The 20,575-nt window shown below is 68.9% G+C and carries 18 protein-coding genes; 10 read left to right on the top strand and 8 right to left on the bottom strand.

Features of this window, described 5'->3' with window-relative positions:
- Window positions 1-9 precede the first annotated feature (9 nt).
- Entirely contained in the window at window positions 10-2,043 is a 2,034-nt protein-coding gene (locus JHC79_RS05490; RefSeq protein WP_296389161.1) for an MMPL family transporter, read from the bottom strand.
- A gap of 209 nt (window positions 2,044-2,252) precedes the next feature.
- Here JHC79_RS05490 and JHC79_RS05485 point away from each other — a divergent pair, with 209 nt between their 5' ends.
- On the top strand, window positions 2,253-2,729 hold the full coding sequence (locus tag JHC79_RS05485; protein ID WP_296389159.1) for a MarR family transcriptional regulator: 477 nt from the start codon (window positions 2,253-2,255) through the stop codon (window positions 2,727-2,729).
- On the opposite strand, the gene JHC79_RS05480 is transcribed toward JHC79_RS05485, so the two are convergent.
- From JHC79_RS05480 to JHC79_RS05460, 5 genes are all read right to left on the bottom strand, one after another.
- Window positions 2,721-3,623 (bottom strand): alpha/beta hydrolase, encoded by a 903-nt coding sequence (locus JHC79_RS05480; RefSeq protein ID WP_296389118.1) that lies wholly within the window; start codon window positions 3,621-3,623, stop codon window positions 2,721-2,723. The genes JHC79_RS05485 and JHC79_RS05480 overlap by 9 nt on opposite strands.
- A 202-nt stretch (window positions 3,624-3,825) precedes the next feature.
- Complete coding sequence (locus JHC79_RS05475; RefSeq protein ID WP_296389116.1) at window positions 3,826-4,803, bottom strand: aldo/keto reductase; 978 nt, start codon at window positions 4,801-4,803, stop codon at window positions 3,826-3,828.
- A gap of 108 nt (window positions 4,804-4,911) precedes the next feature.
- On the bottom strand, window positions 4,912-5,457 hold the full coding sequence (locus JHC79_RS23800) for a CsbD family protein (RefSeq protein ID WP_366782321.1): 546 nt from the start codon (window positions 5,455-5,457) through the stop codon (window positions 4,912-4,914).
- A 132-nt stretch (window positions 5,458-5,589) separates the two neighbouring features.
- Entirely contained in the window at window positions 5,590-6,483 is an 894-nt protein-coding gene (locus JHC79_RS05465) for a MaoC/PaaZ C-terminal domain-containing protein (protein ID WP_296389114.1), read from the bottom strand.
- Window position 6,484: 1 nt separating this feature from the next.
- Entirely contained in the window at window positions 6,485-7,840 is a 1,356-nt protein-coding gene (locus JHC79_RS05460; protein ID WP_296389112.1) for a 3-oxoacyl-ACP reductase, read from the bottom strand.
- A gap of 137 nt (window positions 7,841-7,977) precedes the next feature.
- Between JHC79_RS05460 and JHC79_RS05455 the strand changes: the two genes are divergently transcribed.
- From JHC79_RS05455 to JHC79_RS05425, 7 genes are all read left to right on the top strand, one after another.
- Window positions 7,978-9,309, top strand: coding sequence for an acetyl-CoA C-acetyltransferase (locus tag JHC79_RS05455; RefSeq protein WP_296389110.1), 1,332 nt, complete (start codon window positions 7,978-7,980; stop codon window positions 9,307-9,309).
- Between the two features lie 247 nt (window positions 9,310-9,556).
- Window positions 9,557-10,435 (top strand): siderophore-interacting protein, encoded by an 879-nt coding sequence (locus JHC79_RS05450; RefSeq protein WP_296389108.1) that lies wholly within the window; start codon window positions 9,557-9,559, stop codon window positions 10,433-10,435.
- A 9-nt stretch (window positions 10,436-10,444) separates the two neighbouring features.
- Window positions 10,445-11,506, top strand: a complete 1,062-nt coding sequence (locus tag JHC79_RS05445) for an iron chelate uptake ABC transporter family permease subunit (protein WP_296389106.1) — start codon at window positions 10,445-10,447, stop codon at window positions 11,504-11,506.
- Window positions 11,503-12,576: an iron chelate uptake ABC transporter family permease subunit gene (locus JHC79_RS05440; protein ID WP_366782317.1), complete on the top strand. Its 1,074-nt coding sequence runs from the start codon at window positions 11,503-11,505 to the stop codon at window positions 12,574-12,576. Before JHC79_RS05445 ends, JHC79_RS05440 begins: the two co-directional genes overlap by 4 nt.
- A gap of 44 nt (window positions 12,577-12,620) precedes the next feature.
- Entirely contained in the window at window positions 12,621-13,460 is an 840-nt protein-coding gene (locus JHC79_RS05435) for an ABC transporter ATP-binding protein (protein WP_296389155.1), read from the top strand.
- Complete coding sequence (locus JHC79_RS05430; RefSeq protein ID WP_296389105.1) at window positions 13,457-15,205, top strand: ABC transporter ATP-binding protein; 1,749 nt, start codon at window positions 13,457-13,459, stop codon at window positions 15,203-15,205. The genes JHC79_RS05435 and JHC79_RS05430 overlap by 4 nt, the downstream gene beginning before the upstream one ends.
- Window positions 15,205-17,004 (top strand): ABC transporter ATP-binding protein, encoded by a 1,800-nt coding sequence (locus JHC79_RS05425; protein WP_296389103.1) that lies wholly within the window; start codon window positions 15,205-15,207, stop codon window positions 17,002-17,004. Before JHC79_RS05430 ends, JHC79_RS05425 begins: the two co-directional genes overlap by 1 nt.
- Window positions 17,005-17,010: 6 nt before the next feature.
- On the opposite strand, the gene JHC79_RS05420 is transcribed toward JHC79_RS05425, so the two are convergent.
- Both JHC79_RS05420 and JHC79_RS05415 read right to left on the bottom strand, forming a co-directional pair.
- The gene (locus JHC79_RS05420) at window positions 17,011-17,658 is read right to left on the bottom strand and encodes a VWA domain-containing protein (RefSeq protein ID WP_296389101.1); all 648 of its coding nucleotides are present in this window, start codon (window positions 17,656-17,658) and stop codon (window positions 17,011-17,013) included.
- Window positions 17,659-17,764: 106 nt separating this feature from the next.
- Complete coding sequence (locus JHC79_RS05415) at window positions 17,765-18,712, bottom strand: methionyl-tRNA formyltransferase (protein WP_296389099.1); 948 nt, start codon at window positions 18,710-18,712, stop codon at window positions 17,765-17,767.
- Window positions 18,713-18,849: 137 nt separating this feature from the next.
- Here JHC79_RS05415 and JHC79_RS05410 point away from each other — a divergent pair, with 137 nt between their 5' ends.
- Together JHC79_RS05410 and JHC79_RS05405 are read left to right on the top strand one after the other, a co-directional pair.
- Entirely contained in the window at window positions 18,850-19,068 is a 219-nt protein-coding gene (locus JHC79_RS05410; RefSeq protein WP_296389097.1) for an MbtH family protein, read from the top strand.
- Window positions 19,065-20,575, top strand: a 1,511-nt coding sequence (locus JHC79_RS05405) for an ABC transporter ATP-binding protein (protein ID WP_296389095.1), incomplete at its 3' end; no start/stop codon positions are given. The genes JHC79_RS05410 and JHC79_RS05405, both read left to right, overlap by 4 nt.

The raw sequence follows: 20,575 nt of genomic DNA, 5'->3' as shown, positions 1-20,575 counted from the left end.
GGGGGAAGGTTAGCCCGGGACAGAGGTCTCGGCAGCCCGGGGTCGATCGAGCCCGGGATGGCTCGGCCACCAGATCCGCTCGCCGATGAGGGTGAACAGGGCCGGTACCACGACGGTGCGAACCACGAACGTGTCCAACAGGATTCCCAGACCCACGATGATCCCGAGTTGGGTCAGCGTGATCAGCGGCAGGATCCCGAGAACGCAGAACACCGCGGCGAGAACGATACCGGCGCTGGTGATGACACCACCGGTCGCCGAGACGGCGCGGATCATCGCCGTCGGAATGGGGTGGCCCGCACTCTCCTCGCGCGCCCGGGTGACCAGGAAGATCGTGTAGTCGACGCCGAGAGCGACCAGGAACAGGAACGCGAACAGCACGACGTTGTTGTCGAGGGCGGGGAATCCGAACACGTGCTCGCTGACCCAGCTGCCCAGTCCGAGTGCGGCGACCGTGCTCGACACGGTGACGGCGATCAGGACGAGTGGCGCCAGGACGGCGCGCAGCAGGACGAACAGGACGGCCAGCACGACGGCGAGGATCAGCGGGATCAGCAGCAGACGGTCGTCGCCCGCGGCGTTGCGGGTGTCGAGCGCCTGGGCGTCGCTGCCGCCGACCAATGCGTCGGCCGAATCGATGTCGGACAGGGTCGACCGGATGGTCGAGACGGTGTCGAACGCGCCGCTCGAGGCCGGGGGAGAGGTCAGTACGACGCTCCACCGGGTCTGGCCTGCGTCGGACGTGCCGGTCTGTCGAACCGACTCCACCCCAGGGGTACCGGTGAGCGCGGCGTCGACCTGACCGGCGACCGCGGTGGATGCGGTCACGGTCGTCGGGTCGGACTGACCGGCGGGGAAGTGCTCGTCGAGAACGTCGAACCCGACGACAGAATCGGCGCTGACACGGAACTGCTCGGTCTGCGACAGCCCGATCGACGTGCCGAACAGGCCTGCGGCGCAGATGACGAGCAGCGCGAACGCGGCGATCGCCGATCGAACCGGGTGCCCGACCACGCCGGTCGCGACCCGATGCCACACGCCGCGCTCGACGGTGTCATGTGCAGCGCCCGCGTCGGTATCGGCACGTGGGACGAACGGCCAGAACAGTTTTCGCCCGAACAGACCCAATGCCGGCGGCAGCACGAACAGGACGAAGACCGCGGCGATGAACAGTCCGGCGGCAGCGAAGGCGCCGAGGCTGCGGGTGCTCGGCAGCGCGGCGAGCAGCAGGATCAGCAGGGCGAGGACGACGGTGACGTTGCTGGCCACGATCGCCGGTCCCGCCCGTCGGACCGCGGCGCGCAAGGCGTCGCGGTGGTCGGTGAAGCGCCGCAACTCCTCTCGGTAGCGCGATATGAGCAACAGCGCGTAGTTCGTGCCTGCGCCGAACACGAGGACGCTGGTGATGCCGGACGTCGATCCGTCGAAACTCAGGCCGGTCGCGGCGGCGAGTGCGGTTCCCGCGGAGCTCGCGATGCGATCGGCGAGGCCGACCACGATCAGCGGGACCAGCCACAGGACGGGGGAGCGGTACGTCGCGATCAGCAGCAGGGCGACGACGAGCGCGGTGACCGCGAGCAGCGTCACGTTGGCGCCGGAGAACGAGTTGGCGATGTCGGCCGCGAACGCGGGGCCGCCGGTGACGTGCGTCCGCAGGTCCGACGGCAGGCCGGTGTCGGCGGCGTCGCGCAGTTCGTCGACGGTGTCGCGCAGGCCGAAGCCGCTCAGCGACGACGAGACACCGACGGTGGCGATGGCCGCCTTGCCGTCCGGCGCGACGACGACGGTCGGGCCCTCGGTGGAGCTCTGACCTGCGGGCAGTGAACGGTTGACTGCGAGCATCCGAATCCGCGCGTCCCCGATCGCCGCTCGGTCGGTGTCGGTGAGCGCGGCGCCGTCGCGCCGGTCCACCACCAGGATCGCCGGGGTGACGTCGGCGTCCGGGAACGCCGCGAGGACGTCGTCGATCTGCGCGGACTGGGCCGAGTCCGGCAGCGACACCGGCGAGTCGTCGCCGGAACCGTTCTCGCCGACGACGGTCATGAACGCGATGGCCAGGATCAGGATCACCAGGCCGAGGGCCCACGATCGACGACCGCTGACGACGGAGGCGAGGCGATCCCAGGCGGAGGAGGTCCGAGTGCTCGTGGTCTCCACGCTCGGGTTGTTCACACTCGAGTTGTTCACGAAACCGACAATCTCAGAAACTGAACTGTTAAGCAAGTGAGACTTATCCGGGAGTCGTGGGTAGGCTGCCCGACGTGGAACGTGCAGAACTCGAGTCGGCGATGGCGGCGGACATGCGCGCCCTCGCGGCCGCGTCCGAGCAGTTGGGCCGGGTGTTCGCGGGCCAACACGAGCTCGGCGCCAACGATTTCCAGGCCCTGTTGCGGATCATGGTGGCCGACGTCGAGGGCGCCCCGTTGACCGTCGGTCGGCTGGGAAGCTCGCTGGGGATGTCGTCGGCGGCCATGACCTACCTCGTCGAGCGGATGATCAGCTCCGGGCACATCCGCCGTGAGCCCGATCCGAACGATCGTCGCCGGGTGATCCTGCGCTACGACGATCACGGCATGGAGGTCGCACGCGAGTTCTTCGGTCCGCTCGGCGAACTCACCCGTGGCGCGCTCGCCGATGTCGACGAGGCCGATCTGGCGACGGCCCACCGGGTGTTCGGGATCCTGATCGGCGCGGTCCGCACGTACGAACAGCGCCTGACGTCAGGCTGAGGTGGTCGCCTCCGCGCGGCGGACCGTGCGCTCGATCCCGTCGAGCACGTCGCCCCAGTGTCGACGGGCGAGGTCGTGACCCATTCCGGGAATGGTGACCAGCTCGGCGCTCGGTATCGCGGCTGCGGTCGCCCGCCCGCCGGACGGGGCGATCACACGGTCGGCGTCGCCGTGGATCACCAGCGCGGGAACTCGTAGATCGCGCAGGCCGCGGGTGCGGTCGACCTCGGCGAAGATCGCCGCGATCTGCCGACCGGAGCCGGTGTCGTCACCCGATCGGGCCAGTGAGCGCGGCATGATCGTGCGGACGTCGTTCTCGTCGGCCTCGGTGCGCCCGCTGGATCCGATCCGCTCGAACGCGGCGACCATCTCGTCGACCGGGTCCGGCTTGGGGGCGCGCAGCCCGGACAGCAGATACCGCTTGGACGACTTGCCGTTTCGGCCGTCACCCGGACGGCCCATGATCGAGACGAGCGACCGTGTCAGGTCGGGATGCCGGATCGCGGTCTGCTGCGCGATGAACGATCCCAGCGAGACGCCGACGATGTGGGCGCCGCGGGGAGCGACCGCTCGGATCAGCCCGGCGGTGTCGTCGGCCATGTCCTCGAGGGAGTAGGTCACCGGTGCTGATCGCCGGAGGTACTGCCAGGCGGTGGGTATCGGGCCGGACAGATGCGTCGAGCGACCGACGTCGCGGTTGTCGAACCGGACGACTCGGAGGCCGCGACGAACGAGATCGAGGCAGAACTCGTCGCGCCACCACAGCATGTCGAGACCGAGCCCCATGATCAACACGACGGTCGGGTCGTTGTCGTCGCCGACGACCTGATGGCACAGCCGGATGTCGCCGACCTGGGTGAACTGCTCGGGTGCCTCGTCGTACTGATCGCTCACGTGCCAACAGTAGACAGCCAGAACGGCGTCGGGAGTGCTGCTGGGGTCGGGTGGGGCGTCCGTCGGCTCAGCCAACAGCCCAGTCGCTGTCGCCGACACCCCCGACCAACCCCGTCAATCATGATCACAGTCCAAAAAAGCGGTCCCACAATCGACTAGCCCCGCCGAGCGGGCCGAAACCACCTATCGAGCGTGCCGCAGCTCAGCGCTCGATCATCTGCATCTGGGCCTCGTTGTGGTGGTCGCCGGCGGCGGGCGGCAGCGAGTCGAGTCGCTCGAGTTGCTCGGCCGACAGTGTGATCGAGTCCGCACCGACGTTCTCCTCGACCCGCGCGATGCGCTTGGTGCCCGGGATCGGGACGATGTGCTCACCGCGGGTCAGCAGCCACGCGAGTGCGACCTGGCCGCTCGTCGCCCCGGCCTCCTTCGCGACCGCCTCGACGATGCCGACGAGCTCGAGGTTGCGGGCGAAGTTCTCGCCGACGAAGCGTGGGTTGTCCGAACGCATGTCGTTCGCGCCGATCTGGTCGGCCGAACGGATCTGGCCGGTCAGGAACCCTCGGCCCAGCGGCGAGTACGGGACGAAACCGATTCCCAGCTCGGCCAACACGGCCAGGACGCCGTCTTCGGGATCGCGGGTGAACAACGAGTACTCCGACTGCAGGGCGCTGATCGGGTGAACGGCATGGGCTCTGCGGATCGTGCTCGCCGCAGCCTCGGACAGGCCGAGATGGCGCACCTTGCCTGCGGTCACCAGTTCCGCCATCGCCCCGACGGTGTCCTCGATCGGCACGGCGGGGTCGACGCGGTGTTGGTAGAGCAGGTCGATGTGGTCGACACCGAGGCGTCGCAGCGAACCCTCCACGGAGGTCGCCACGTTCGCGGGACTGCTGTCGAGGCCGGCGGCGTCGCCGTCGGAATGCTTGATCAGTCCGAACTTGGTCGCGAGGACGACCTCGTCGCGATGCCCCTTCAGCGCCTGTCCGACCAGCTCCTCGTTGATGTACGGCCCGTACACCTCGGCCGTGTCGATCAGGGTGACGCCGAGCTCGATCGCGCGATGGATGGTGCGGATCGAACCGGCGTCGTCCTCACCGGATCCGCCGTAACCGTGGGACATCCCCATGGCGCCGAGTCCGATTCGTCCAACTTCGAGGTCACCGAGCGTTGTATTTCGCATACCTCCGTTGTACCGGGCCGTCGTCAGACGCAAACGCTCCACTTACATCGAAACGCTCCGGTTGCAACCGGAGCGTTTCAACGAAAGTGGAGCGGATTGCCGAAGAGATCAGCGGCGCTTGATCACGATCGCCGCGATGATGCCGGCGATGACCGCCACGACACCTGCGATGAGGGCCGGGCTGGTGGCGGCCTTCTCCACGTCGCGGCTGTTGATGCTGCGGATGTTCGACGCGACCTTGTCGGCCACCTCGTTCGCCTTCTTCTCTGCGCTCTGCGCGACGTCCTTGGCCTGGGCCTTCGCGTCGGCGGCAGCGTCCTTCGCCTTGTCGGCGACCTCGTCTGCCTTGACCTTCGCGTCCTGGGCGACGTCCTTGGCCTGCTCCTTGGCGTCCTGCGCGGCGTCTTCGGCCTTGGCCTTGACGTCCTCGGCCTTGTCCTTCGCCTCGTCGGCGACGTCCGAGGCGGCGTCCTTGGCATCCTCGGCGGCATCGGAGACCTTGGCGCCGGCCTGCTTGGTCTTGGCGCCGGCCTTGTCGGCGGTGCCCTCGGCCTTGAGGTCGTCGTTGTCGGTGGCGTCACCGACCGCCTTCTTCGCCTCGCCGGCGACTTCCTGCGCCTTGTTCTGTGCCTTGTCGATGAAATCTGCAGCCATGGAACTCACTCCTTCGTGATCGGCCCGACGTCTTCGAGCTCAGTGATTGTGTAGTCGTAACGAACAACCTAGATGCACGAACTCCCCGCCGTGACATAGATCACGACGGGGAGTTCGGGTACAGAGAACGGTTCAGGCGCCGCGCAGGGTCCCGGTCAGGTGCGGGTAGCCCTTGCTGCGGTTGAGCACCGACACGTCGTAACCCGACGTGCCCGACTTGCCATCGACCGCGTCGACGTAGCCGTTGACCTTGGCGGGCAACAGGATCGGTTTGCCGAACTTCGCCTCGTAGACGACATTGCCGGGCAGGTGTGCCTCGATGCTGCCCAGAATCGCTGCTGCGGTCCACATCCCGTGCGCGATGGCACGCGGGAAACCGAACGCCTTGGCGGTCAGGTTGGCCATGTGGATCGGGTTCCGGTCACCGCTGGCCCCGGCGTACGCACGGATGCGCCCGAGGTCCACCGCGAGCGACACATCCGGTGCCGGCGGCCGATGATCCTTCGGCGGGGCGGACCGCTCGCCGTCGGACAGGCTCGTGCGCTGCTGGCTCAGCAGCGTCGAGACCTGCTCGGTCACCAGCTCGGTGCCCACGCTGATACGGCTGACCACGTCGACGAGGATGCCCTTGCGGTGCTCGCGCAGCTTCTCCGCGTGCGTCGCGATCGACAGCGGCTCGCCGATCGAGATCGGCCGCAGTCGGTGGATGCGGTTCTCCAGATGCACCGAACCGACCGCGCCGAACGGGAAGTCCCGGGCGACCATGGTCTGCATCATCAGTGGGAACTGTGCGACGAACGGGAACGTCAGCGGCAGGAACTCACCGAACTGCAGGCCGGTCGCCGAGCAGTACGCCCGGACCTGGTCGGCGTCGGTGGTCAGGTTCGACACCGTGTAGACGGTGTCGGGCAGAGAGGCGTCGGGCCGGACCGGACCGCTCTTGCCGATGCCGGGAAGCATCCCGAGCACCGCACTGCGGTAGACGTCCGAGGTCGCCGGGAGGCGGGTGAGTGCGACGGTTGCCATCTCAGGCACCCAGCAGGGCCTGGCCGCACACGCGGACCACGTTGCCGGTCACGGCCGACGACGCCGGGCTCGCGAAGTACGCCACGGTCTCGGCGACGTCGACGGTCTGACCGCCCTGCTGCAGCGAGCTCATCAGGCGCCCCGCCTCACGGGTGGCCAGCGGGATCGCGGCGGTCATGGCGGTCTCGATGAAGCCGGGGGCCACCGCGTTGATGGTGATGCCCTTCTCGGCGAGGATCGGCGCGTAGGCGTCGACCAGGCCGATGACGCCGGCCTTCGAGGTGCCGTAGTTGGTCTGACCGCGGTTGCCCGCGATGCCCGCGATCGACGAGACGTCGATGACCGCGCCACCGGACTTCAGTGCGTCGGCGGCGATGAGGTCGTCGACCAGCTTCTGCGGTGCCAGCAGGTTCACGGCGATGACCGAGTCCCAGCGCGAGGCGTCCATGTTGGCGAGCAGCTTGTCGCGGGTGATGCCTGCGTTGTTGACGATGATGTCGATGCCGCCGAAGCGCTCCTTGGCCAGCTCGGCCAGCGTCGCGCCCGCATCGGCGGCGGTCACGTCGACGGGGAACGCGGTGCCCTTGACCTTGTTCGCGGTCTTCGACAGCGCCTCACCGGCGGCCGGGATGTCGGCGACGATGACGTGTGCGCCATCGCGGGCGAGGACCTCGGCGATGGTCGCGCCGATGCCGCGCGCGGCACCGGTGACGACGGCGACACGGCCCTCGAGCGGCTTGTCCCAGTTCGCCGGCGGGGTGGCCTCACCGGTTCCGATGCGGATGACCTGCGCGTCGACGAAGGTCGACTTGGCCGAGAGGATGAAGCGGACGGTCGACTCCAGACCGGACAGGCCGGTCGGGGCGTCGGGCGCGACGTAGACGAGCTGCACGGTGGCACCCTTGAGGAGCTCCTTGCCCAGCGAGCGGGTGAAGCCCTCGAGTGCGCGCTGCGCGATGCGCTCGTTCGGGTCGGTGATCAGCTCGGGGGTGGTGCCCAGGACCAGGAAACGCGCGGACGGCGTGACCGACCGCAGCGTCGGGGTGAAGAACTCGTAGAGCTCCTTCAGATCGGCAGGGGAGGTGATGCCGGTGGCGTCGAGGACCACGGCGCCGAACTTGTCGGCCGACTTCCCGGTGACGTTGTTGTGGATCACCTCGTAGTCGGGGGTGTCGAGCAGCTCACGCAGCGGCTCGATCAGTCGCCCGGATCCGCCCAGCAGGACCGGACCGGTCAGCGCCGGGTCGGACGGCTTGTACCGACGCAGCGGCGGCGGCACGGGCAGGCCCGCCTGCTTGGCGATGAACGCGCCCGGAAGCGAATGAACGAATTGCGAGTACAGGCCGGTGTTTGCCACGTCATGACTCCTTGTTGGTTTGGTTTTCCCCACCCCACCCGGCGGTTGCGCATTGGCACCCGGCGGGGTTCGACAAGTAACTTACTCGCGAGTAAGAATACGCTATAGCTTCCATCCGACACCCGGGGAGATCAGCAGTGGCAACAGCAGGAACATCCAAGAGCACTCGAGCCAAGTCCAGCGCCGCCAAGGCGAAGACGGTTCGGCCGGTCGCGATCGTCGGCGGCAACCGCATCCCGTTCGCCCGCCAGGACAAGGCGTACGCCAAGGCCAGCAACCAGGACATGTTCACCGCCACCCTCAACGGCCTCGTGAGCCGTTTCGGTCTGCAGGGTGAGCGTCTGGGCATGGTCGCAGGCGGTGCCGTCCTCAAGCACTCGCGCGACTTCAACCTCATTCGCGAGTCCGTCCTCGGGTCGGCCCTGTCGCCGTACACCCCGGGCATCGACGTCCAGCACGCCTGCGGCACCGGCCTCTCGGCCATCTCGCTCGTCGCCGACGGCATCGCGACCGGCAAGTACGACGCCGGAATCGGCGGCGGCGTCGACACCACCTCGGACGCGCCGATCGGCGTCTCCGAGCCGCTGCGCAAGGCGCTGCTCGAGGTCAACCGGGCCCGCAGCACCGGCGACCGCCTCAAGGCGATCGCTGCACTGCTGCCCAAGATCGGCATCGAGATCCCCAAGAACGGCGAGCCGCGCACCGGCATGTCGATGGGTGACCACGCCGCCATCACGGCCAAGGAGTTCGGCATCAAGCGCGCCGATCAGGACGCGCTCGCCGCGGCCAGCCACCAGAACATGGCCAAGGCGTACGACGCAGGCTTCTTCGACGACCTGATCACCCCGTTCCTGGGCCTGACCCGTGACGAGAACCTGCGTCCGGACAGCTCGGTGGAGAAGCTGGCGAAGCTCAAGCCGGTCTTCGGTGTCGGACTCGGCGACGCGACGATGACCGCGGGCAACTCCACGCCGCTCACCGACGGTGCGTCGGCGGTGCTGCTGTCCAGCGATGAGTGGGCCGCGGAGAAGAACCTGCCGGTGCTGGCGCACCTGGTGGACGTCGAAACCGCCGCGGTGGACTACATCAACGGCCCCGACGGCCTTCTGATGGCGCCCACCTACGCGATCCCGCGTCTGCTCGAGCGCAACGGCCTCACGCTGCAGGACTTCGACTACTACGAGATCCACGAGGCATTCGCCTCGGTCGTGCTCTGCACGCTCGCCGCGTTCGAGTCCGACGAGTACTGCAAGGGCCGTCTCGGTCTCGACGCCGCCCTGGGCTCGATCGACCGTACGAAGCTCAACGTCAACGGATCGTCGCTGGCGGCCGGTCACCCGTTCGCCGCGACCGGCGGACGCATCGTCGCCCAGACGGCCAAGCAGCTGCACGCAAACGGTGGCGGCCGCGCACTGATCTCGATCTGTGCTGCAGGTGGACAGGGCGTCACGGCCATCGTCGAGGCCTGATCGCCCATCGGTGACCGTGGTCTGCGCGACGTGACTTCCGAGGGGTTTGCGCAGGTGACGGCACCAGAAAAATAATTTCAGGAAATGTGTAACGCCAGACCGGCGTCACTCGATATCCAAGACAGCTTCGGCTGAGCTGCCAGACCCCCGACCCGGCAGCTCGGTCGAAGCTTTTTCTTGCCCACATCTCGGTGCACTCGGTCGGCCGACTGTCGAACGCTCACGAACTAAGGGTAGCCTTCGTTTCATGGGAACCGTGTTCGGAGCCGTCGTGGCCATCACCGACCTGACCCCACGCCTTCGCCGAGTCGTGTTCGACGTTCCCGACCTCGCCGATCTGGGTCTGCCCGATTCCGGTGACGACGCCGTCGGGATCTACTTTCCGCGCAGCGGGGAGAACTGCCCGCCGGCGATGGAAGAGCGTGACGGCGTATGGGCCTACTTCGACGCCGACACAGCACCGCCCGGCCGCAACTACACCGTCCGTCTGCGCGGGCCGGGTCCGCGGCAGATCACCGTCGACTTCGTCCTGCACGAACGCGGGATCGCGAGCGACTGGGTCCGTTCGGTGCACCGCGGCGACCAGGTGGTTCTCGCGCACGCCCGGAGTTGGTACCGACCCCCCGCCGACGCCGACTGGCAGCTGCTGGTCGCCGACCTCTCGGGTCTGCCCGCGGTGGCGCGCATCATCGACGAACTGCCCGAGGGAACGTGCGCGACGGCGATCGTCGAGGTCGGCGACGACTCTGATCTGGCCTACCTCCCCCGCCGTGAGGGCGTCGAGATGGTGACATCGGTGGGCACCGGCAACGGATACGCCGAGAGTGCGCTCACCACCCTGGTCGGCGACTTCGTCCATCCCGAGGGTCGCGGCTACTGCTGGTTCGCCGGCGAGGCCCTGCCGTCGCGGCAGATCCGCAAACGGCTGCGGTCCGACCACGGTTTCACCGCCGCGCAGTTCGACATCATCGGCTATTGGCGGTTCGACTCCGAGACCTGGGACCGCAAGTTCGAGTCGATGAGCGATGAGCTGGTCGCGGTGTACGAGCGCGCGTTGGCCGACGGCAAGGGCGACAAGGTCGCCTCGGAGGAATTCGACCTCGCGCTCGAGCGCGCGGGTCTGTAGGCATCGCGCGTGGTGTCGACCCTGGGTCCGTCCGATCTCGCTGCCCCCGAATCCGGGGGCAGCGCACCGACCGACCTCGGGCGTCGCCGCTGGTCCGGTCTTCTCGTGGCCGTCGGGGTCCTCGTGGTCATGTGCGTGCTCAGTCTCGCCATCGGAACGCAGTCCGTCGGGCTCGGCACGGTGTGGCGTGCCCTGACGAACTACACCGACACCGGCAACGAGTGGATCGTGCACGATCTACGGATCCCGCGCACCATCCTGGGCATCGTCGTGGGCCTCGCCCTCGGTCTGTGCGGTGCCCTGATCCAGGGCGTCACCCGCAACCCGCTGGCCGACACCCAGATCCTCGGGATCAATTCGGGCGCGAGCCTGTTCGTGGTGTCGGCGATCGCCTTCCTCGGCCTGACGTCGGTGATGTCCTACATCTGGTTCGCGTTCATCGGCGCCCTGGTGTCGATGGTGTTCGTCTTCCTGGTGGGCATGACCGGCCGCGCCGAGGCCACCCCGGTGCGGGTGTTGCTCGCCGGTGTCGCCATCGGCGCCGTGATGGACGGCGTCGGCTACACGATCCGGCTGCGCAACCCGCGTGCCTTCGACCAACTGCGTTTCTGGGACGCCGGCGCGTTCGACGGCCGTCCGATGTCGGTGGTGTGGGTGATCCTGCCGTTCGTCGTCGTCGGTGTGGTGCTGTCGATCTTCGTCAGCCGCTCCCTCAACGCGGTCGCGCTGGGCGACGACCTCGCCGCCGCGATGGGCGGGAACGTGCGCCGCACAAGGGTGCTCGGGCTGGTCGCGGTGACACTGCTCGCGGGGTCGGCCACCGCGGCGGCCGGGCCGATCGGGTTCGTCGGACTGATGGTGCCGCACGCCGTGCGCTGGTTCACCGGCCCGGACTGGCGCTGGATCTGTGCCTACTGCGTGTTCGCCGCGCCGTCGCTCATGCTCGCCGCCGACATCGTCGGTCGGGTCGTCATCCCGCCGGGTGAACTGCCGGTCGGCATCGTCACCGCGTTCGTCGGCGCGCCCGTACTGATCTGGCTCATCCGTCGTTCGAATGCGACCGGCCTGTGACCGCGCCCGAGAAACGTCTGCCGCCCGTCGATTTCGGCGCACGTCAGGTCGTCGTACGGCGCGGACCGCGGCTGTCGTTGCGGGCCTCGTGGCGCACCATCACCGTCCTGTCGATCCTCGGCGTCGGCGCCCTGGTGCTGGCGGTCTTCGCCCTCGGCGTCGGGGAGTACCCGGTCTCGCCCGCGGGCGTGATCGAGGTCCTGACCGGACAGAACCACAGCTTCGATCAGGTCGTCGTCCTCGACTACCGCATGCCGAGGATCCTGCTCGCCCTGGTGATCGGTGCGGCCCTGGGGATCTCGGGTGCGATCTTCCAGGCGCTCACCCGTAACCCGCTGGGCAGTCCCGATGTCATCGGCTTCGAGATCGGCGCCTACACCGGCGCCCTGGTGGCCATCGGCATGCTCGGCGGCAGCTACTACACGACCGCGGCCGGCGCGATGATCGGTGGACTGATCACCGCGGCCGTCGTCTACTCGCTGGCGTACAGGAACGGCGTCGCCGGGTTCCGACTCATCGTCGTCGGTATCGCGATCGGTGCCGTGCTCAGCTCGGTGAACCAGTGGATCATCATCAAGATCAAACTGCAGCAGGCGATCACGGCGTCGATCTGGCAGCAGGGGTCACTCAACGGGTTGGAGTGGGGACAGCTCTACCCGGTGCTCGTGTGCGTGGCGATCGCCCTGGTGGCCCTTGTCGCCATCGGTCCGCAGCTGCCGATCCTGCAGATGGGCGACGACGCCGCGGGTGCGCTCGGCGTCCGACCGGAGCGAGCCCGCATCGCCTACTTCGTGGTCGGGGTGATCCTGGTGGCCGTCGCGACCGCGGCCGCAGGACCGATCGCCTTCGTCGCGTTGGCGGCACCGCAGCTGGCCCGTCGACTCACCGGGGCGCCCGGGGTCGGCATGGTCTCATCGGCGGTGATGGGGGCGTTCCTGCTGTTGTTCAGCGACCTCGTCGCACAGAAGATCGTCGCGCCCGCGCAGCTCCCGGTCGGCGCGGTGACGGTGTCGGTGGGCGGCCTCTACCTCATCTGGCTGCTCGTCGTACAAGCCAGGAGGAGTCGATGACCCAGGAGAAGATGACCCAGGAGAAGATGACACAGGAGAAGTCGATGACACACACCTCGTTGGGCGCACGTGACCTCTCGCTGGGATACGGCGCCGCGGCGATCGTGGACGGCTTGAGCGTGGACATCCCCACCGGTGCGATCACCGCGATCGTCGGCCCCAACGCCTGCGGCAAGTCCACGCTGCTCCGCGGGCTGGCCCGCCTGCTCAAGCCGACGGCCGGACACGTCATCCTCGACGGCGCCGACATCACCTCGCTCAAGACGAAGGAGGTCGCGCGCCGACTCGGCCTGCTCCCGCAGTCGTCGATCGCCCCCGAGGGCATCACCGTCGCCGACCTCGTCGCCCGGGGACGCTTCCCGCACCAGAAGGTCATGCGCCAGTACTCCCGTGACGATCAGCGTGCGGTGGCGCAGGCGATGGAGGCCACCGGCGTCACGTCCATCGCCGGGCGACCGGTCGACGAACTGTCCGGTGGGCAACGCCAACGCGTCTGGGTGGCGATGGTCCTCGCCCAGCAGACGCCCTTGATCCTGCTCGACGAGCCGACGACGTTCCTCGACATCGCCCATCAGATCGAGCTGCTCGACCTGTTCGCCGAGCTCAACGCCGAGCAGGACCGCACGATCGTCGCCGTGCTGCACGACCTCAACCATGCGTGCCGCTTCGCCGACCACATCATCGCCATGAAGTCGGGATCGATAGTGGCGCAGGGCGATCCCGCCGACGTCATCACCGCCGAGCTGGTCGAGGACGTCTACGGGCTGCGCTGCCAGATCATCGACGACCCGGAGACCGGCACCCCGATGGTGATCCCGCGTGCCTCGCGGACCGCCCGCGCCAGGCGGGACCTCTCGGCCGTCCCCGACGTGCGCGAGGCATGAGCGCCGCGGACACGAGCAGTACGCGCGAGACCCGGTCGGCCACCGTGCTCACCGGCTCTCGCATCCTGCTGCTCGGGATGGCTCGTAACCGCCGCTGGCTGACCACCGGCTCCCTGCTCTACGGCCTGCACCAGATCACCCAGGTGCTCGTGCCCGTCGTGATCGGCGTCGTCATCGACAAGGCGGTCAGCACCGGCGACCTCGGTGCACTGGTCGTGTGGATCGCGGTGCTGTTCGGTCTGTTCATGGCGCTGACGCTCACCTGGCGGTTCGGTGCGCGGATCCTCACCTGGGCCGAGGCGGGGGAGGGATGCACCCTGCGCGTCGAGGTCGCCGCGAAGATCCTCTCGCCGAGAGGCGTTCGCACCGACCTGCGGTCGGGTGAGCTGCTCACCATCGCCGGCAGCGATGCCGACAACACCTCGTACATGCTCGACTACATCCCGCGGATCGTCGAGGCCGTCACCGCCACCCTCGCGTGTGCCGTCGCGCTGATGATCATCAACGTGCCGTTGGGACTCGGTGTCCTGGTGGGCACACCGGTCGTGCTCGCCGTCCTGCACCTGAGCGCACCGCTGATCACCCGCCGCGTGCAGGACCAGCAGGAGACGGTGGGCCGGGCCACCGCCGTGGCCACCGACCTCGTCGCCGGGTTGCGTCCGCTGCGGGGCATCGGGGCGCAACAGGCCGCCGCGCAACGCTATCGGGACATCAGCCAGACCTCGCTGCAGGCGACCTTGCGCGCGGCGCGCACCCAGCGCGGGTTCGCCGGCGTGTCGGCGACCATCAGCAATCTGTTGTCCGCGGGTATCGCGATCGCCTCCGGATGGCTCGCGCTCGACGGCCACATCAGCATCGGACAGTTCGTCACCGTCATCGGACTGGCGCAGTTCCTCATCGAGCCGCTCACCCAGCTGACGGTGGTCCCGAGCTGGGTCGCCGAGGCACGGGCGTCGGCCAACCGGCTGTCGCTGGTGTTCGCGGCACCGTCGCTGCTGCCCGACGGCGAGCGCGACCCGGGTGAGCCGCCCTACGGACTGCAACTGTCGGGGCTGGGCTACGGCTCCCTCGACGGGGTCGACCTGACCGTCGAACCCGGCGAGTTCCTGGGCGTCGTCGCACCGAACTCGGCCGACGCCGAGGCGCTCGTCGCGATCCTGTCCGGTCGGGTCCCGCCGGAGGAGTACCGCGGGACCGTGCGGCTCGGGGCGAACCACCTGCACGAGATCGAGCACCGGCAGGCGCGCGACGCCATGGTCGTCGAGCCGCACATCACCGACATCTTCACCGGCACCCTCGGGTCGAACATCACCGCGGGCGCGCCGGATCCCGACCCCGAGCTCGTCACCGACGCGCTGCGCTCCTCGGCGGCGACCGACGTGGTGACCATGCACGATGCGGGCCTCGACGCGCCGGTGACCGAGCGCGGCTCGAGCCTGTCCGGCGGTCAGCGTCAGCGCGTCGCGTTGGCCAGGGCGCTGCTCGTCGAGCCGTCGGTACTGGTGCTGCACGACCCGACCACCGCCATCGACTCGGTCACCGAGAAGACCGTCGCCGACGGGATCACCGCGATGCGCCACCGCGGCGAGACCGGGTTCACCACCGTCCTGGTCACGAGCAGCCCCACCCTGTTGGCCGGCGTCGACCGGGTCGTGGTGCTGCGCGGCGACGGGGTGGCCGCCTCCGGCTCGCACGCCGAGCTCAGCGAGTCCGACGACGACTACCGTCGGGCGGTGCTGCGCTGATGGCCGCTCTTTCGACCACGGCGACCGACGATCCCGCCGACGCCCCCGACACGCTCCTCCCGATCGCGACCGCCCGCGACTCCTGGCGATGGCTGCGCGCCGAGCTGCGTCGCAACGCCGGCTCGACCACCGTGATGCTGCTGGTCGGCATCGTCGCGGCCGGGGCGTCGGTGTTGCCCACCTACGTCTTCGCCGAACTGATCGACCGCGTACGCGACCGCGATCCGGTCTCGTCGATCACCGTGATCGCGGTGGTCATCGTCGTCGCCGCCATCGTCGGCGGGATCACCACCGGGGTGTCGACGTATCTGGTCAGCAAGCTGGGCGAGACGCTGCTGGCACGTCTGCGCGAACGCGTGATCGAGCGATCCCTGACCCTTCCGACCACGACAGTCGAGCAGGCGGGCAAGGGAGATCTGTTGTCGCGCATCGGCGACGATGTCAACACCATCGGCCGCGCCGTGACCGATGTGCTGCCGACGATGATCACGTCGATGCTGATGGCGATTCTCGGCATCGCGGCGATGGCCGGGCTCGACTGGAGACTGGGGCTGGCCGGTCTGCTGGCCGCGCCGCTCTACATCGTCAGCCTCCGGTGGTATCTCACCCGGTCGGCACCGCGATACGCGGTGCAGCGCAGGGCCGTCGCCACCCGCTCACAGAAGCTGATGGAGGCGATGGTCGGCGCGCGAACCGTGCACGCCTACGGACTCGAGGACCGGCACCTCGGCGAGATCGACGCCGCCGCCGTGCGCGCACGTGACATCTCCATCGGGATCGTCACGCTGTTCACCCGATTCGTCGGACGCACCAACCGCGCCGAGTTCGTCGGCCTGGCCGCCGTCCTCATCACCGGCTTCTTCCTGGTGCGCGGGGACATGGTCTCCGTCGGCGCGGCCACCGCGGCCGCCCTGCTGTTCCACCGGCTGTTCTTCCCGATCGCCACCATCCTGCACAGCTTCGACGAGGTGCAGTCCGCGGGCGCAAGCCTGGCGCGACTCGTCGGTGTGGTCGACATCCCCGACGATGCCACCCGGCCGACCGAGGTGCTCGCCGAACCGACCGACACCTCGTTGGAGCTGTCCGACATCGAGTTCGGTTACACCCCCGGGCATCCGGTGCTGCACGGGGTGAGCATCCGGATCGCGCCCGGCGAGCGGGTGGCCCTGGTCGGGTCGACCGGCGCGGGCAAGACGACGCTCGCGGCGATCGCCGCCGGCCAGTACGCACCTACCCGCGGATCGGCTCGGATCGGCGGGGTCCCGGTCGCCGACCTCACCGTCGACCAGCTCCGTCGACAGGTCACCATCGTGAGCCAGGAGGTGCACGTCTTCGCCGGCCCTCTCGTCGACGATGTGCGACTGGCCCACCCGACGGCCGGACGGGACGAGGTCCGTGCCGCCCTCGACGTGGTCGGCGCGCTGGAATGGGTCGACGCCCTTCCCGACGGGATGGACACCGTGATCGGCGAACTCGGCCATGAGCTCACCGCGGCGGCGGCCCAACAGCTCGCCCTGGCCCGGCTCGTCCTGGCCGATCCCGCGGTCGCCGTCCTCGACGAGGCGACGGCCGAGGCGGGCAGCCTCGGTGCCCGGGGTCTGGAGCAGGCCGCCGCCGCGGCCACGCGCGGCCGCACGACTCTGGTTGTCGCACATCGACTCACACAGGCTGCGGCCGCGGACCGGGTCGTGGTGCTCGAGCACGGCCGCGTCGTCGAGGACGGCACGCACCATGATCTCGCCGCAGCAGGCGGGCGCTACGCCGAGCTGTGGGACGCCTGGAACGCGCGATCGAGCTGAACCGGGTCACTCCCCGCGGGAGCGTTGCCGTTCGGTCGTGGTGAACCCGCCGGTCGGTACGGTGCCGGCGCGCCGCGACTTCCGCTTGCGCCCCTGGTATCCCGAGACCGACTCGAAGGCGGCGGCGACACCGGCGGGCGATGAGGTGTAGGTCATCGACTTCTCACGGTCGAAACCGAGATCGGCGCCGACCTCCACCGCATCGATGTTGGACCCGAGGAACACGAAGTCCCAGTCGTAGACCCGCTCCTGCTGTGTGATCAACGCCCGCACAGCGGAGTTCGTCCACTCCCGGCTGGAGTTCTCGTGGCCGTCGGTCATCACCACGACGGTGACCGACCCGGGGCGCTCGTGCTCGGGTCTCGCGGCGAGCGCCACGCCCACGTCGGTGACCAGCTTCCCGATGGCGTCATAGAGTGCGGTGGCGTTGCGCGGCAGCAACTCCAGTGGCGGGACATCGGCGATCGGACGGTTCTCGTAGACCAACTCGTAGACGTTGTCGAACTGCGCGAGCGTCACGACGGTCCGCCCGTCGGCCTCCCGCTCCTTCGCGACGAACGCGTCGAAACCGCCACGGGTGTCGTCGGCGATGGACTGCATGGAGCCGGAACGGTCGAGCAGGGCGGCGACGAGGGACAGCTGTGGATCGGTCATGTGCACTCCAGAGAACGAGTCGCCGGGGCGACGCGGACGAACAAGATGGAGCGAACCGTACAACTGACCACCGACAACCGGCCCCGGCATCTGTGGGGCGAGCGCCTCAGGCAGGTGTGTTCGTCAGGTACCCGCCGCCGCGGGTGAAGTAGTCCAACGCCTTGTGCTCGACACCGTCGTCGGTGCGCAACCGGTCGATGACCAGGCCCCGCGAGCCCCCGCGGTACGCCTCGCTGCCCGCGACGATGACCATCCCGTCGTCCTCGGCGATGAACACCCGGCCGGGCGTCCCGCCGTAGATGCTGCGTGAGAGGTGCGCGGCGGTGATACGCAACCGCTCACCGTGAAACCACGTGTAGGCGTTGGGATACGGGTCCTGCAGAGCGCGCACGAACCGCTCGATCTCGCCGGCGGGCTTCGTCCAGTCGACCAGGCTGTCGATGTCGGCGCGCTTGTGGAAGAAGGTCCGTCGGCTCAGGTCCTGTGGGGTCAGCTCGGCGGTCCCGAACTCGATCGCGTCGAGCGCCTCGATGAGCACCTCGGGGATGAGATCGATGGTCGCCTGCACCAGACCGGTACCGGTGGAGGTGTCGGTGATCGGCACGGCGCGCTGGGTGATGATGCCGCCGGTGTCGAGGTCGTCGTCCATCATGTGCGCGGTCAGACCCGTTTGCGACGCACCGCTGATGAGTGCCCAGATGACGGGCGAGAAGCCGGTGAACTCGGGCAGCAGCGAGTCGTGGAGGTTCAGTGTCCCGTGCTCGGGGATGGCGAACAGCTCCGGGGGGAGCCAGGTACGCCAGTTGTTGGCCACCATCACGTCGGGCGCGATGTCGGTGACAGCGGCGATCAACTCGTCGGTGGGTCGCTTCGCGAGGTGGACATCGATACCCTCGCTGCGGGCGAGATCTTCCACCGAGTCGGCCCAGATCGACTCGTAGGAGTGCTCGCTCGGTGGGTGGGTCACCACCAGCTCGACCTGATGACGTGACTTGACCAACGCCTCCAGGGTCTTGTGTCCCCAGGTCTGGTAGCCCAGCATCACGACGCGCACAGTCACCCCTTGCCTGGCCACCGATTTGGTTAGCCTTACCTTTGATACCATCGCCCCGTTCAGGTATCAAATGCGTCCGCACCGCGGGCGCCACGCGTTCGTGCGCCCGGTGCCGACGCTCGACGAGAGGAAGTGGATTGTCCGGCAATCCTTTTGACGACACCGACGGCACCTTCGTGGTGCTGGTGAACGCGGAGGACCAGTATTCGCTGTGGCCGTCGTTCTCCGACGTCCCCGGTGGCTGGACCGTCGTGTTCGGCGACACCGGGACCGACCGCGCGAGCTGCCTCGACCACATCGAGAAGAACTGGACCGACATGCGTCCGCGCTCCCTCCGGGAGCAGATGCGGGCGTGACCGGGGGATGGGTCCTGCGCCGGACCATCACCCGCAACGCCCGATGGCTGGTGGGCGGTTCGGTCCTCATCGCCGGGTATCAGCTGTGTGAGGTCGCGATCCCGATCCTCATCGGCGTGATCGTCGATCGCGCCGTCTCGTCCGGTTCCTATGTCTCGATAGCCGTGTGGACGGCCGTGCTCGCCGCGGTCTTCGTCGTGCTCACCGTCCTCTACCGCCTCGGCGCCCGGCAGTTGATGTTCGGGATCGCGCGCGAATCACACCTGCTGCGCGACGAACTCAGCGGTCGTGCACTCGAACCCGGCGGGCTGGCCGTCGCGGCCGGTCGCGACGACGCCTGGTCGTCGGGCGAACTGCTGTCGATCTCCACGACCGACGCCGACAACACCTCGTACGTCATCGACTACATCCCGCGCGTCGTGAGCGCGGTCGTCGGGACCGTCGCCTGCGGCGTGGTGCTGCTGACGATCGACCTGGTGCTGGGCGCGATGGTGCTCGTCGGCATCCCCGTCGTGGTGCTGGGTCTGCAGGTCACCGCGCCCCTGATCGCGCGCCGCGTCGAGGCGCAGCAGGACACGGTCGGCCGCACCTCGGGACTGGCCACCGACCTCGTGAGCGGACTCCGACCGCTGCAGGGGATCGGGGCCACCGGTGCCGCGTCCGACCGATACCGACGCTCGAGCCGCACCTCGTTGGCCGCCGCCCTGCGTGCTGCGCGGATCCAGAGCGTGCACGCGGGCGCCTCCGCTGCGGCCGGCGCGCTGGCCGCCATGGGGGTCGCGGTCGCCGCGGTGTACTTCGCGCTCACCGGCGACATGGGCATCGGTGCCCTGATCACCGTCATCGGCCTCGCGCAGTTCCTCATCGACCCCTTCGCCCTGCTGGCCATCGTGCCGAGCTGGGTGGCCGAGGCCCGGGCCAGCGCGAATCGTGTCGCGCAGGTGCTGGCCGCGCCGCCGCTGCGCGGCGAGGCCGATACCGACGCCGAATCGGGCGGGTCCACACCGACCGACACCCGTGGTGCGGTGCGCATCGACGCTCGCGCCCACGGTGGACTCACCGACTTCGTCCTCGACATCGCGCCGGGGGAGTACGTGGCCGTGCTCGCGCCGTCGGCACGCGATGCGGTCGCCCTCGTGGAACTGCTGGCCGGTGATCCGACCGCACCCGCGGGATCGGTCACCGTCGACGGCCGCCGGATCGAGGACATCCCGACCGGCACCCGACGGCACGCGCTCGTCGTCGAGCACCACGACGCCCATCTGTTCACGGGCACGCTGGGGTCGAACATCGACTGGGGTACCTCGGCGAGCGCCCCGCCGGGCGCTCTCGACGCGGCGCTGGCGGCATCGGCCGCCGACGAGGTCGTCGCGCTGTACCCGACGGGACTCGATCATCCGGTGACCGAGCGGGGGGCGAGCCTGTCCGGCGGTCAGCGCCAACGCCTCGCCCTGGCCCGCGCGCTCCTCGCCGCCCCCGACGTCCTCGTCCTGCACGACCCGACCAC

Source organism: Williamsia sp. (genome assembly GCF_016462415.1).
Lineage (GTDB): Bacteria > Actinomycetota > Actinomycetes > Mycobacteriales > Mycobacteriaceae > Williamsia_A.
This window is presented reverse-complemented; position numbering and strand designations above follow the sequence as displayed.